Source organism: Brevundimonas sp. FV1ps31S (assembly GCF_058681265.1).
Map to the genome: position 1 here is coordinate 375,626 of NZ_CM178735.1, position 14,625 is coordinate 390,250.

General features: G+C 65.8%; 7 protein-coding genes. 3 read left to right on the plus strand and 4 right to left on the minus strand.

Annotated features, from left to right (window positions below; translation table 11 throughout):
• The first annotated feature begins 535 nt into the window (after positions 1-535).
• From ACVPT3_RS01830 to ACVPT3_RS01840, 3 genes are all read left to right on the plus strand, one after another.
• The gene (locus ACVPT3_RS01830; RefSeq protein WP_492042517.1) at positions 536-1,420 is read left to right on the plus strand and encodes a DUF2971 domain-containing protein; all 885 of its coding nucleotides are present in this window, start codon (positions 536-538) and stop codon (positions 1,418-1,420) included.
• A 234-nt stretch (positions 1,421-1,654) separates the two neighbouring features.
• Positions 1,655-2,851 carry an SIR2 family protein gene (locus tag ACVPT3_RS01835; RefSeq protein ID WP_492042518.1) on the plus strand — a complete coding sequence of 399 codons (1,197 nt, stop codon included), beginning with the start codon at positions 1,655-1,657 and terminating at the stop codon, positions 2,849-2,851.
• An 8-nt stretch (positions 2,852-2,859) separates the two neighbouring features.
• Positions 2,860-7,395, plus strand: coding sequence for a hypothetical protein (locus tag ACVPT3_RS01840; RefSeq protein WP_492042519.1), 4,536 nt, complete (start codon positions 2,860-2,862; stop codon positions 7,393-7,395).
• Between the two features lie 378 nt (positions 7,396-7,773).
• Here the strand turns inward: ACVPT3_RS01840 and ACVPT3_RS01845 are convergent, their stop codons facing one another.
• From ACVPT3_RS01845 to ACVPT3_RS01860, 4 genes are all read right to left on the minus strand, one after another.
• Entirely contained in the window at positions 7,774-8,550 is a 777-nt protein-coding gene (locus ACVPT3_RS01845) for a hypothetical protein (RefSeq protein WP_492042520.1), read from the minus strand.
• A 62-nt stretch (positions 8,551-8,612) separates the two neighbouring features.
• Positions 8,613-10,388: a phospholipase D-like domain-containing protein gene (locus tag ACVPT3_RS01850; protein WP_492042521.1), complete on the minus strand. Its 1,776-nt coding sequence runs from the start codon at positions 10,386-10,388 to the stop codon at positions 8,613-8,615.
• Positions 10,385-13,921 carry a DEAD/DEAH box helicase gene (locus ACVPT3_RS01855; RefSeq protein WP_492042522.1) on the minus strand — a complete coding sequence of 1,179 codons (3,537 nt, stop codon included), beginning with the start codon at positions 13,919-13,921 and terminating at the stop codon, positions 10,385-10,387. Before ACVPT3_RS01855 ends, ACVPT3_RS01850 begins: the two co-directional genes overlap by 4 nt.
• A gap of 171 nt (positions 13,922-14,092) precedes the next feature.
• Positions 14,093-14,467: a hypothetical protein gene (locus ACVPT3_RS01860; RefSeq protein ID WP_492042523.1), complete on the minus strand. Its 375-nt coding sequence runs from the start codon at positions 14,465-14,467 to the stop codon at positions 14,093-14,095.
• Positions 14,468-14,625 lie beyond the last annotated feature (158 nt).

Sequence of the window (14,625 nt, forward strand, 5' to 3'; positions counted from 1 at the left end):
ACTCCTTGCGGCGGTTAAGAACGTCCGCTTTCGGGTGGGCGCTGATTAGGACCGCCAGCTTCAGACGATATGCCATCGGCGCAGCGTTGGGCCGGCACATCACTGGACCGGCCCGGCCGCGCCTGTCGTGTCCGGCATCGACCACTGGTTCGACGGGCTCACTTTAAAAATTGCGAAGAGTCCGCGCTCAGGGTTGAGAACGCTTTGCGGCGCTTCGCCGAGCGTCTCGGCGGTCTCGGCGCTGGATAGGTGGAGAGGTGCCCCTGGTCCTCGAACTAGCTCAAAGGTTCGGGCCCAACGCCGAGATGAGGTTGATCAGCGCCCGGGCGCTCACGTCGCGGCCGCCGAAAGGCGAGGTTTCGGTCTTGGTGGAGAGGCGCTAGAGGATGAGATGCTGGGTTTCGGGCAGGCCGCTGTCGACCACGTTCATCGTCCCGTGCATATCGTCCCTCATTAGAAGTCCCCGGCCGGGCGCACGCCGCCCGGCTGCACAAGGTCGGATCGGCTGACGGCGAGCGCAACGCGGGAGACAGGCTTGGATCGACCGGAACACCTTTACAAATACCTGTCCCTGAGCACGACGAGGATCGTGCTGGAGACCGGTCGGCTGCGGTGGACGAGCCCGCCGCTGCTCAATGATCCGTTCGACCTGAGCTTCGACCTACTGCTGGACGTGGATCCCGACCGGGTCACGGCCATGGCGCTGGATCTGCTGTGGGACGACTATCTCAAGGGTGACCGCGCGCCGCCTTCGGCGGGCTTCGCGCAATGGAAGGCGTTGATGGCCGCCGCGGGCCAGACGTACGACCGTTCCGGCTTCGACGCGGCGCTCTCCGCCGACATCCGACGTCTCGCCACCCAGACCGAGGCGGTGGAGCGGATGAACGTCGGGCTGCGCGCCTACCTGCGCCGCGCCAAGCTGATCTGCCTGTCGGAGGATCCCGCCAGCATCCTGATGTGGTCCCACTATGCTCAGCAACATCAGGGCGCCGTGCTGCGGCTGACCCTGGAAGGCGAGGACAATCCGTTCGGCGAGGCGCGACCTGTCGTTTACCTCGACGATATGCCACGGCTCGCGGACGAGGCCGGTCTGGCGCGCATGATCTCTGGCCGGCCCGACGAGGCCAAGGTGGTGACAGACCGGCAAATCTACACCAAAGCGCGCGTCTGGGCCTATGAGAAGGAGTGGCGGATCGATTTCGGCTTCGGACGTCGGATCGACCAGGCGGTCGAAGATCTGCCGTTCGATCCCGCGCTACTGACCGGTCTGGTCTTGGGTTGCAGGACGCCGCCGGCCGATCGGACGGCTTTAGTCGCCTTGGCCCGAGCCTTGAACCCCGACGTCGAAATTTTCGTAACCGAACCTGCGGCCCGCACCTTCTCGATCGAAATCAGACCCGTCTCGGCCACGGATTTCTAGCGCGGGGCGACCGCTTATAGACAAGCCGCTCTAGCGAGCCCGCCAGCGCTCGTGTCCCGCCGGCCGCGCTGGTATGGGTTGCGCGACGCCGCCGTCCGGCGTCGGATGTTTAGAGACCTTCGACGTGCAACCCGTGGCCTACATCCGCCGACAGGCCTATTCCCGATCATGCCCGATCAGTCTCGCGCGTTGCGATCTGCGATGACGCGAGCTTCGCGCAGAGCCCTAGTGGTTATGGGGGCGGGCGCGTCCCTGGCGTTCGGCGCGCCGTCGACGTCGAGGCTCACCAGCGCCATCGAGGAGACGATGGGCGGCGAGTGGATGACGATGAGCGGGGGCGGGCGGGCCTGGGCGGAAATCCGTCAGAGGCTCGGGGCGTATCTCAAGGGAGGACCGGACGCGGTCAACTTCGAGCACATCTACCATTGCGCTCACGAGCTCGAGTTCGCCTTCGACCCCACGCCTGGCGCGGTGAATGCGTTCAGGCCTCTGCTCCGGCCCTTCATGGACAGGCGGCTGGACGCGGATGAGCGTGCGCTCCGCGCCCTTTGCCGGCAAATCACCGACGTCATCTTCAAACGAATGGCCAACGTCAGCGCCGCAGGACAGGGTCCTATCGCCGGCCTGTCCGCCTTCATCGCGGGGCTGCGCGCCACCGCCACGACGCGCATCTACACGACCAACTATGACGATTTCCCGCTGCAGGCTGCGCCTGATCTGGATGTCGGTTTCGAGCGCCGGGCGGCAGCGCCCGCCGTCCGGTTCGATCCACGGACCGTGTTCGACGGCTGGGAGCGGGACTGCCTGTATCACCTACACGGCTCGATCCATTTCGGCTTCGCGCATCCGCCGGTCGCGGACGGCGACATCGGTGAGCTGTTCTGGTTCGACGATGCCGCGGAAGCGGTCAAATACGCCGGCTTCAGCGGATCGGGGGCGAGCCGCATGGACGGAAGCCAGGTGCAGCGATCGGCGGTCATCACCGGGCTGGACAAGCTGTCCAGGCTGCAGGCTCAGCCCATGGCCGCCTACTATGCGGCGCTCGCCAGGGACGCCATGGTCGCGGACGTCATCTATGTGATCGGATCCGGGCTCGGCGACCTTCACCTGAACACTTGGCTTGCCGCGGCGCGTCGCGGACCCGCCAGGCCGCCTGTCCTCATCATCGACAAGTTCGACGATGGCTTCATGGAGCAAAGCATGTTCGAGATCGACGCCAAATCGACCATTATGTGGCATAGCCTGAACATGAACATCGGCTACCGGCCCGGCAACGGCGTCGATCTCGCGAACGGGTGGACCCTCGCTGCGGATCTGAACTCGGCGGTCTGGGACCGGGGCTTCGAAGAATTCCTCGCCGATCCGTCGGCGCATACGCAAGCGCTCCATCGGCTCGCCGAAGGCCCGCTCGCTGGCAAGGGTCTCGGCTGAGGAGCAGTATGGGCAAGAAGGTGGCGGGTACTGGACAGAAGGCGGCGTCCACGGGCGGCCGCGTGGCTCTGCTCGGTTTCCTCTACCAGATCCTCCGCAGCATCCAGCTAGGACTGCGGGCGGGCCTGCAGCTGACGCCGGACAGCCTCGTGACCGGCCGTTTCGAACTCACGCTCGAGCCGGAAGACGGTGGCGACCTCGTGGCCGGTACCTCCGCCGAGGCGTCGGTCGAACAGATCAAGATCAAGTCGAATACGCGCGGCTGGTCGTCCGGCGAGGTGGCCCGCAAGGTTCTGCGTGACCTGCTAAAGGCCGTCCGTCCGGAGGGCGGGAGAAAGTTTCGCTTCGTGACGGATAACGGCACCGGCCTCGATGGGCTGAACGCCTACCTAGCCTGGCGGCGGGCGGGTCAGCCGGCCGACCCGGAGCCGCAGTTCATGTGGGGGCGGATGCGACAGACGCCGGCGCAGTTCGAAAGCCGGCTCGCCGTCCAGGCCGGGACGCAGGCCGGGGATCCGGCGTTCCAGATGCTTCTGGACGGTTTGGACATCGAGGTGGTTCAGAAGTCCGAAGCGGTTCGGGAGGTCGACCGCATCATCGGAGCTGTCCTGGCACCTGGTCAATCCATCGACGGCAAGCAGAAGGAGCTGATCGGCCGGATCGCCGAGGCCGCCAGCGAAGGCCGAAGCCTCCCGGGCGGCGAACTGATGGCGATGATCCATCCGGACGCCCTGCGGCGACTGGAACTGGCGCAGAGCCTGCCGCACACCACGCGGCGGGCCCTGACCCGTGACGTCGGCATGCTGCAGTATGACCCGGCGCTCGAGGCGCGCCTCGAGCCGCTGAAGCCGGTGGCCGCGCTGACGATTCTCTCGGGGGAGTCCGGCCAGGGCAAGACCTGGGCGCTATGCCAATGCGCTATGGCCTTATCCGAAGCGAGCCGGGTCGTGGTGGTGGTGTCCGGCGCCAGATCCCTCCAGGACATTGAGCGGATGCTCAACGACCGGCTCTGGTCTCAGGCCTACGAGACCCCGGCATCCCCGAAGGTCCTGGCGAGAAAACTTCGCGGCAGGCTGCAGGAGAACGACGGGGTCTGGCTGACCGTCTTCATCGATGACGTCCAGGACCGCGGCTTAGCCGAGGCGTTGGCGCGCTGCGACTGGGATGAAGACGGCGTCCGGCTGGTCGTGAGCGCTCAGCCCCGGATCACTGAGGCCATCCAGGCGCTCCGTCCCGCGTCCGTGGTCGTCGAGACGGAGAATTTCACCAGCGCTGAACTGAGGAGGTTCCTGATCTCGCGCGGTCGGGACGCGTCTCTGGAGACCATGCCCGACGACGTGTTCGAACTGCTGCTTAAGCCGATTCACGCCCGGATTTACGCGGGGCTGCCAGCGCAGCAGGCCTGGATAGGCGTGACGGAATACGAGCTTTTCAAACGCTATTGGGATGAGGCGGGTCGCTCGGCCCGAGGCCAGAGGGATCATCCCGGCGACCGGGTGGGGCTGACCGCGCTAGCGGGCGATCTGATGGGAAACTCCCCACGCTATCCGTGGCCGGTCCGGGATGCGTTGAACCGGGGGCTCGACAACGCGGCCATGGGCCGGCTAGAGGCGGTTGGCCTGCTTCGGCGCGTTGACGACGACCATGTCGGCTTCGCGTCCGACCGGATGCTGAACTGGGCCGTTGCAGAATGGCTTTGCCAGGGGGTCGCAGATCAGACCTGGACGCCCGCAGATCTGGACGAGAGGCTGGCTCGATCGGAGGCCTTGATCGATGCGTCCGGCCGGCGCTTTGGATCGCGGCTGGGCTATGTCTTCCTGGACGTCGTGTGGCTGCTCACGCGTGAGGCCGCGCCGAACTGGATCGCGGAGTTCCTCGAGGTCCATCTCGCCCGGATAGGCCACGAGGGGCGGACTACGCCGTTCTGGTCACAGCTCGGAACCGTCGGGGGAGGCCTGCTGCCTGCGCTCGAAGTGCTTGCGATCAGCACTGACGAAAACCAGCTTGGCCGGGATCTGCGCAACGGCCTGCCGGAGACGCTTGGGGTCATTTCCGCAGGGGGTCCGGAGGAGACACGGAACAGCGTCGACCGGTTGCTGGCCGCGCCGACCGCCGAGACCCTGGCGCTTCGGGCCGCCCGTCTCGTCCCGACGCCTCAGGCCCTCGACCGAATCTGGGACATCCACATGGTCAGGGAACGCGCCTTCGCTGATCGCTTGGAGGACCATGACATCGGGCGGTTGATCACGCGCAAGGAGCTGAGTTTCGAGGCGGCGAAAGCTGCTGTTGCGACCTTGCCCGAGTGGCTGTCGGCGCGGCTTGATGCTTCTACGGATCCGTTTGAACTCAACCATCTGCTGTGGATCCTCAACGACGAGAAATGTCTCGACGACGAGCAGGCGGTCGAAATCTGGCGGGCGCGGCGGCTTCGGCTAAGGGAGATTCTGACCGGCGACAACAAGGCAATGATCCGGGCGATCCAGCGCTTCGGCGACACCGACAGCCTGGACTGGTTGGCGGGCGTCTCCCTCGAGAGCGACGATCACACGTTCGACAGGGTACTGGCGAGCCAGGCCCGGCTGGAGCCGAAGACCGCGCTTCAACAGCTTCGCGAGGGCGGCAGGCAGCGCAGCTGGATGGCCTCCGACTGGTGGATGGACGAACTGGCTCACGCCGATCCCGAGGGCCTGTCGTTGGCGCTTCGCGACGTGTCGGACGACGGGGACGATCCCCTGAACGACCTCGTGCTCCACTATCTCAATCATCCCGAGCTGATGGACGCGCCCACTCTGGAGAAAGTACTCGACCAGTTCGAGGCGCGTCTGGCGGCGCACAATGCCTCGACCAAGGGCGAGACGAGGCCTGAACTGGGCCGGTTGGGACATGTGATGCGGCTGCTAGGGCGGCTGGTGCATCCCTGGCAGTTCGACGCTCTGGCGCGTCGAGCCGGAACGCGGCTCGAGCATGAGCTGATCGCCCTTGCCCAGGCCGGCGCGGGTCGGAACAGCCGACTGGTAGATCGGGACGGCGCGGAGTGCGCCCGCGTTCTGGCGATCATAGACGGGCCCGGCTTCGAGGCCTTCACGGTGAGCCGGCTTGAGCGTCAAAGTGCTTTCGCCCGCGAGGACGGCTTCAGCGCCGCTCAGTGGGCGGAGACCGTCGGCGTGCGCAACGCCTTGCTCAAGGCGTCCGATGGTCCTGAACCGGACACCTATCGCGACGTCATCCGTATGCAGGCGCTCGCGATCCACCGATGCGACGAAGGCTTGGAGGCGTTGCAGAGACGGGGTGCGCCGATTTTCACCAATGCGGCGCAGATGCGCGGCTGGCCGGGGCGGGACACGGCGGGCCTGCGCTCAAGGATCGATGACCTCCTGACCGAGGGCGAGGTAGAGCTGGCCGCCAAGATGGCTGGCTTCCTTGGAAACCCGGATGACCTTCAGATTCTGCGGCCATACTTGCTGGGCGCTAAGACGGCGGCGGAAGCCCGCAGGCAGATCGTGGCTGTCTTCAACGCGTTCGGCATCTATGACCCCGCGTCTCTACCGGTCCTGCGCGAGGCGATCGAGGGCCGGTTCGACGAGGCGGCGGTCTTTACGGCTTCCTATCTCGCGCGCCTCGGCGACGAAGCGGCGCGTCTGGTCGTCCTGGACTGGATGCGGTCGGCGCCGGCTGCCAGCCCGCCGCCGCGCCGCGCCGTTCTGATCCAGGAGCTCCTGGAGGCGCCGGACAGCCGCGCCGCGGCGCTTGCCTATCTTCGCGACCTTCGAGACGCGGGGGGCGTTTACATGGACGGCGAACTGACGCTGGCCCTGGCGGAAGACGGCGACCGGCGCTCCCAAACGGAGGTCTTCAGAAACGCATATCGACGGCCGATCGGGGGAGGGCCCTCGACGCCGGCGGCGATTCGCTTCCTGGCCAGGAGCGATCCCGACGAGGCCTTGTTCGCCGCGCGGCGCTACTTGGTCCAGACGCGGTCACCCGCGGCTGCGGGGCTGATCATGCAGCTCGATCCGGAGATCGGCCTTCAGCTTCTGCTGCAACGATATCAGAAGGCCCCTCCGTCTGAGCGATGGGAGCTGGCCCGAGCCATTCGGCTCGGCGCCGCGCCGGACCGGCTGGCCGACCTCTTCGCTGACGGTCTGAAGTCCAACCAGGCCTCGGAGCTCGCCCGGCTCGCCGAGCTGGCGGGATGGATGTCTCCCTCCATGCCGCTGCCCTGGCTTGACGGCCTGGCGGACAGCCAGTCGACCCCCGTCCGGACGGCGGCGCTAGCCGCCATCAAGGCGCGGCGGCGCGAGGCCGCGGGCATGGCCCATCTGGAGGCGATGGCCGCTTCGACCAAGCCACTGAAGCTGGCGCGCCTGGAAACCGTGTTCGAATGCATCGATCCAGCGTTTCTGTGGTCGACCCGGGACCCGGCATCGCTGGCCGCCTTCCTTGACCAGGCGCCCCCCGAGTTCGAGGTCGAGGCTCGCACGCTTCACCAGCGTCGAGTGAAGGCCGTGGCCGACGCTGCCAAGACCGCCGACAAGCGGGGCTGACGGCGTGTGCGGTTGCGGCGGCGGCAGGCCTGGCAACCACGGATTGTCAGAAGCGGTAGCTGAGTCGCAGGGAGGCTTGGGCATCGACGGCCCGTGCCTCAGATATCTGCTTTTCGCGCCTAGGAGAAAGTCCGCTTGTGGCGCAGTGGTAACTGCCACGTCAGCGTGAGAGGTTCTCGCGAAAAAAGCGCGCCGTCCCTCTGTTGAACGAGTGCAAGAAGCAGTTTTCAGCGCGACAGATCGAAACCGCCCTGACAGCTCTGAAGAGCAAAGGCTGGGTTCGGGCGCATAGCCGCAACTAACGTCTGCATCGATCAGTCGCGTGGACTTGCCGAGACATCTTCCCGCCTGAGCGGTCGGTCTCTGGGGCGACCCTCACTAGCGCGTGGTCTGGTGCGGCCCCCGTCGCATGGCCGTCGAGAGCTCGTTTCTGAGGGCAAGGACGCACAGTCGGAAGCTCTCGGTCATGATCGCGCCGTACCGGCGGGGCTGGTCGGCGTCCCGGAGCGCCGCTTCCAGCTCTGACACGGCTTTGAATCGCGGGTTCAACGGACCGTCCGAACGGAGATGCTCACGGAGCGCTTTCAAATCCGCCGGCGAAGCGTCCCTGAGGAGAAAGTCGGACAGGGCGGGCGCGCCGTGGTCGAGGAAGACCCTGCCTCTCGCCCGGCGAAGCCTGCCTCGCTCATGATCCTCGAATACGTCATGCAGGTATCGCGATGCGTACCGGAGCGCCGCCGCCATCTGGTCGCGGGTCGCCCGATCGATCAGGTCGCTGCGAACCGCAAGATGTTCCCGGACTTCCTCGGTCGCGATCTGCGCGTCCAGCAGTTCATCCATCCCCGCTTCAAAGGCGGCGACGTCCAGTTCGGCGGAGCCATCGTCCTTTCGCCTGAGCCTGGCCCGCAGGTTGCGTTTGACGCGCTTCACCGCGCGATAGGCATCGCCCAGTTCGCCATCCAGCGCCTGCAGTTGGCCGATTTTCGCCTCAGCCTTCAGCTGCTCGTCGCGCCGGGCTGTGATCCAGGCGAAGATTCCCCCGCCGATGACGGTCACCAGAAAGAACTGAAGCAGCAGCTTGTAGACCTCCGTGCCGAACCATTTCGACACGGCAAGATTGAACAGCGGCAGGTCAAGCGTCAGCAGGGCGGCCATGACGGCCGCCAGGATGACCAGGACGGTGAGCGTTACGCTGAGCGGCGTTTTCATGAGGTCAGTCACTCCGCTTTCGCTGTCATTGACGCCTGACGCATCGCCGCTTCCAGCGCGAGGCGTAGATCCCGGGCGATCTCGGGCGCGCTGATGTGGATGCCGATTTCCTGGCCTGGATTGGCCCAGGTGGGATCGCCCGACAGCCAGTTCTGGCTGGTTATGAGCAGGTCTGAGTCATCCCACGCCAACAGCTTGGCATGAAGCCGGGGGTCCTGGACCGGCTGGAGGGCGACGCCGTCCGCCCCGGCACTCCGGCGGAGGCGTTCGGCCAGTTCTGCGTTCACCGCGCCGGTGACGCGACCGTACAGGAGGTCGACCTCGACGTTCCGCTTCTTCGCCGCCACCGCGGCAGGAACGATCACCGCGGCGTTGGCGACTTCGCCCAGCCGATGGCTCACGACCGTAAACCGCGTCTGCGCCTCATCGCGCGCGCGCCGGATGAACTCGGCGTGAGTGGGGCCGATCACGAGTTCAGCCTCGGCGCGCTGCACGGCCGGCGCGCTGATCTGGCTGATATGGCTCGCCAGGGCGGCGAAGTTGCGTGCGAGCGCCGTCCACGACCCGCCAGCGCCCTTGACCAGTTCGGCCAGGAGATAGGTCAGGTCCGATATCAGCAGGGGATCGCGGATCTTGAGTGAGACATCAATGCTGTCGAACCGGCTCGACAACCAGTTGCAGGACCCAAGCGCCGCGACGAAGCGCCCCGTCGTCGCGTCATCCGCAATGACGAACTTGCCATGCGAAAGCGTTGAGAACGGATGGATCCGGAAGTTCGGCAGCTTCTGGATCTCAGGATCCTTGCGCAGGGCGACAACGGTCTGGGCGGTCGAGTCCTCCTCGGACCGATCCGGATCGGCCCCCCAGAGGACCTCCACCTTCACATCGCGTCGGGCGGCCTCCAGCAAGAGATCCCTGAGCGCCGCGAACTCCTTGGGACGGATGAAGCAGGAGTGAATGACGAGGTATCGGCGAGACTTCCTGATGATGTCCGTCAACGGGTTCAGATGGTTTGCGCCGCCCAGGATCACGTCTTCGGAGGCGATGGCCGCCGGACGCCTCTTCTGGCTGAACCAGCTGCGTCGCGGAATGTTGTCACCGACCGCATGGTGCGGCGCCTGGTGTCCGTCGGCCGTGGGGGGCGCCTTGGCTGCGGCTTCAAGGACCGCCCGCTTGAGGTCCTCAGGAAGGCGTAGCGATCTCTCGATGACACCGTCACGCACGGCGACCAGGGCGAAGCGTTCGGCCAGGCGCTCGCCACCCGTTTCGACGAACGCGAGGTGCTCGTCCTCTTCGAGCAGGACATCGGCCACGGTTCGGATGTCGTCGGCCCGGCTGACATCGCGGGGCGAGATCCACACCAGGCGGTCGGTATTCTCCCTGCCGGCAAGGTCATTGCGGTGCACGATCTGCAGATCCCGGCTTCGGAACACCGCGCCCGTCACCTGATCGACAAGGAAGGACATCCACCGCGTAATCCGCTTGGGCGCGGCCGGCAGATCGTTCAATTCGCTGGCCGCGCTACCCGCCCGGCTGGCCTGGAAGCGAATGCCGCCCCGATCGTGGGACACTTCCACCCAGCCGACGCGCATCAGCCGTATGAGGATCTCGATCACGACGCGACGCGGCAGTCGGCTCTGCTGGGCCAGATCCGACGCGGTCAGGGTGTGCGCGGCCAATGCGACGAGCACGAGGTGCTCGACCGCGGACCATGGGCGCCCCTTGTCGATGTGGAAACGCCGTTTGCCCCGTAGCACCGGCACGGCGACGAGGACGGCGCTCACGACTGCCCCCGCGACTGACCGCCATCGACCCTTGCGATGAAGCCTCGGTTGATCCCGTCGTCGAGGTAGTCCCTGACCCTCTGCAGATGGTCCAGGTCGACCGCGTCCTTGTCGCGCTGGGGAGCCGCCAGCACGGCGTCCAGGAAAGCCAGGCTGGTGACCAGGACGAGTTGCCATCGGGCCCGGCTGAGCAGGACGTTCATGCGACGCTTTTCGGTCAGGAAGCCGAGCGCGGTTCGCGGGTGGGTGTGAGCGTTGTTTCGGACAAGCGAGACAAGGACGATGTCCGCCTCATTGCCCTGGAAAGAGTCGACGGTGCCGGTGAAGCGGCCGTCCTTCTGCGGCGAGACAAACCCGCGAGAGACGAGTTGGGAGACCAGCCTGCCGTCCAACGCATCCTGGAGGCGTGTGACCTGTTCGCGATAGGGCGCCAGAACCGCGAGCGTCGGGGCTCTGGACCCGGGTTCGGCGTCCAGGCCGTCAAGGATCCTCGCAATGACCGCGCGTTCCGCGCTGTTGTGGAACTGCGGCGTTTCCTCGCCCGCTGATCCGCCGACCTGAACATAGGGCATGTCGACGACGACGATGGGCAGGTCCGGGAAGCTGTTGTCGCGATGGCGGAAGGGGGAGCGCTCACGCCCGAACCGTTCCTCGGCGCTCGGATGGGTCGTGAGGTCCTTATAGAAGCCGGTGGAGACAAGGTCGGCGATCCTGGGATGCATGCGATGTTGCGCCGACAGCCGCCGGGCAATGCCGCGGCCGGGCGCACGGCCCTGATGGGCGACTTCGGCCTCGAACAGCGTCTGGAACAGGAGATAGGATCGCGTGGCGTGACCACAGAGCGCCGCCAGGTCGAAATCCGCGTCATCAATCTCGTCGAGATCCTCGTCTGTATCCGCCCCCCTCAGCGCTCGACCGACAAGTCCTCGTCCGAGCGTGAGGGCTTTGCGGACCTCGGACGGCGACTGGAGCAGCTTTTGCATCTGTTCCGACCCGAACGGGGGCAGCTGCAGATGGTCACCGATCATCAGCCGCCGGTGCGACAGCAGGCTGGGAGATACCAGCTCGCCCCCCGTGGCCTTGCCGGCTTCCTCCACAATGGCCCAGTCGCACTGCCCCTTCTCGTCGATCAGCTTCTCAAGCTCGCCGGAGTTGGTCGTGGCGAAGACGATGTTCGCGGCCCTCATGACGATACTTTCGAAGGCGCGTCGGTCCGTATCGGCCGACCATCCGGCCTGGCGGCCTTTCGGCCTTGCGGCATCGCCGGCGGACGCCAGCGATCGGAGCCGTTGCTGAAGGCGTGGGGGCGCGTCTTGCGCGAGAGGGCTGGCGGCCAGGTCGGACAGGAGTTGGCTCGACTGGGGCCTGATCTCAAGCGGATGCGGGCGTTCGCGAGTCTCGCGGCGCGTGCAGCGAATCACCAGCGGCTGCTCACCTTCGGCAGCGGCTAGGGCCGGGGTGACCTCGGTCATGAGGTGGTCCACGGCCGCGTTGCTCTGCGCGGTCAGAAGGATCCGGCTGGTGGGGTCATCGGTAAAGCGGCGACGGACAAGTTCGCTCACCAGCCGCGTCTTGCCGACGCCCGGCGGGCCCTGAACGAGGTAGAAGGGCAGGGTACCGACGATTTCCGCCAGGGCCTTCTGCTTCGGTTCGTCCAGCAGGTTGAAGGCGTCATCTTCCGAGAGGGCGTCCTGACTGTCCAGGACGCGCTGGCGCGGGTCCGTCAGCATCAGAAGGAGTTCCCGGTGCTCCTTCAGGGCGCCCAGCGCTTTCAATCTGCGCCTGAACACCGCATCACGCCCGACCGAGGCGCCTGGCGTCAGATAGCCTTCGCGCAGGATGGTGCTCTGGCCGCGGAAGAGGAAGACCTCGCCGTCGTCCGTGTCCAGCTCGCCGGCGTAACGGCACTCGCTGGCGTCGGTCCCCTTGTCTCCGACCTGCGCCGAGTCCGACAGCTGCCAGACGCCGTTCTCCACCGGAGCCCGACCGAACAGGCGGTCGCGCAATCGACTGGCCTGGGATTTCCAGCCGAAGATCTTGCAAAGCTCGTCGCGGTCCGGATCTTTCCGGAGCTTCACGGCGAACCTGGTCTCGCCGCTTTGATCCGGTGCAACGGCTTCGATCTCCACCGGGAAAATGTCGCAGGCGCCTTGAAGGACTTCGAGGAACTGGGTGAGCACCAGGCCTAGCCGGAAGGCTTCTTCGGGCGGGGTTTCGACAGCCTCAGCCTGGAACTCGCGCAAGAGGCCGGACCAGCTCGTCAGCTTTCCACGGAGGCGGCCCAGCCGTTCCCCGGCCTCCGCCGTGGGCATGATCTCAATGCCGTCTTCGGCGAGGGGCAAGGATCGGATCAGCGCAGCGGTCGTGGGGGGCTTGGCGTCGACCATGTCGCAGAAGGCGAAATCCCAGGTCGGATTCTCGCGATCCTTTGGCGGCGCAAAAGGTCTGAGCCGATACAGAAGATTGCGACCCTGGATGACGAGCCGGATGTGGGTCGGGTCGTCATGACCGCGGATGCCGAGAAGGACAGGGCCGTCTGTGAGGTCATCGGCAATCCAATCAAGTTGGCCCGAGACGTTCTTCGCGTCGACAAGGCCGCCGCTGGCCCGGCGAATGGCGTCCGAAAGCTTGCCGCGTTCGCCTAGGCTGAAGACCACATGGAGCTTCGGCTCGCGACCCGCGATCTCCGCAGAGAGCGTGTCCAGAATCTCGTCAATCGAGCGGTTGATCGTCTCGCCGTCGATGCGCGCGAAAGGGTCGATGTCCAGGAGACTCCGCAGGAAGCGGATCTCGTCGGGGTGCAGGTGGGTCGAGACATCGGATGGCCCGATCGACTTGTCCGCCAGTCGTGTCACATCGGCTCCGCAGAGCCGTGCGGTCAACCCTCCGAACATGGCCCAGTCCCGATCGAAGGAATCGAAGATGGCGGCCTTGTGCGGACGCTTGCCCCGCCCTGAGCCCGCGGCGCTGACGATGCGCATGGACCATTCGAAGCCCGTGAGCTGGAAGTCCTCGTCATCGTCGCTCCCCGTCAGCACCGACCACGCGTCCAGGTTCCGGTGGAGCAGGCCCTGAGCATGGAGGAGCTCGAGCCCGGTGGCGATGCGCTTGAGGTTGCGCCACAGCCGCGCGCGGTGACGGGCGACCCGGGGCTGCTTAAGCCAATGGCCCGCGTGGGCGCGCGCCAGCAGGGTTTCCAGCGGACGGCGGCTGCCCGGGTTGAACACCAGATAGTAGCCCCGGGAGTCCGTGTCGCTTCGGACCAAGTCGGCGATCACTTCCGCCGCGCCCGGGTAGCCCGCCAGTCGGTGAAGCTGCCGGATCTCGTGGGTCCAGATCTCCCGGAGCTCACTGTCGTTGGCCGACGTTTGTCGGAGCCAGTATTTGATGAGGACCGGCTCTCCCTGATCGTCGATCGCGGCCTGGAGGCCTGCGGCCCCCAACTTCCGGTCAGGTGCTACGAGCGGGTCGCCCTCGAGGGAAAAGGTCGACATGAAGTCGCGACGACGCTTCTTGTCCGTTCGAGGCTGCATTCACAATCCTGAGTTATAATTCAGCGATATTGAGAAGCTTTTTCGACGCATTCAAGCGCGAATTTCGAGGGCGCGCCGTCGCGACGTGAATTCACGCCAGGTCTGCCGGACTGCTTACCGCCCTGACACGAAAGTCCGCTCATGGCGCTCAGCGGCATTTGCGCTGATCCATCAACCGGTCGGGCATCGGTAGCGTGTGAAGAGAGAGCCGTCGTCTGATTTGCTCGACAGGTAGGAGCCATCGCTCGCGAGGATGAAGTGGTGGCTCGCCATCCACGTTTGGCCTTCGCCGCTCATATCGAGAACGATGATGAGTTCGTACGGGCCGTGGAGAAACGCGCCGCGGACTCTTCCGCCGCTTTCGTAGAAGCGCACTTCGCTAGCGCTGATCCGGAGACGACTGTCGTTATTCCCTGTTCCGCAGTCCTCCACGCGCTCGTTCCATTCACCATGGAATGCCGCGGGGATCACTCGCTCGTCCACGTGGGCCGACTGGGTCAATCCGCCTAACCCGACGAGCAAATTGAGGGTCTGTAAGGTCATCATCAGCGGAACTTGTCATCACGTGAGGAGCCCGCCAAGCCTTCGCTGAGAGTCTCCTTTCGGCGCTGGCACCGATGTCCGGTTCTGGCGCTTCTGAGACTTCGCGAGCAGTCGCCGTTCATGACTTAAAGCGCCGGTTCGGACTGTCCGCTTCCCACGCT

What these genes read in the sequence shown, in the direction of transcription:
- ACVPT3_RS01845 (WP_492042520.1), bottom strand. Translation starts at nt 8,550, where the DNA reads ATGGCCGCCCTGCTGACGCTTGACCTGCCGCTGTTCAATCTTGCCGTG.
- ACVPT3_RS01855 (WP_492042522.1), bottom strand. Translation starts at nt 13,921, where the DNA reads ATGCAGCCTCGAACGGACAAGAAGCGTCGTCGCGACTTCATGTCGACC.
- ACVPT3_RS01835 (WP_492042518.1), top strand. Translation starts at nt 1,655, where the DNA reads ATGGGGGCGGGCGCGTCCCTGGCGTTCGGCGCGCCGTCGACGTCGAGG.
- ACVPT3_RS01860 (WP_492042523.1), bottom strand. Translation starts at nt 14,467, where the DNA reads ATGATGACCTTACAGACCCTCAATTTGCTCGTCGGGTTAGGCGGATTG.
- ACVPT3_RS01840 (WP_492042519.1), top strand. Translation starts at nt 2,860, where the DNA reads ATGGGCAAGAAGGTGGCGGGTACTGGACAGAAGGCGGCGTCCACGGGC.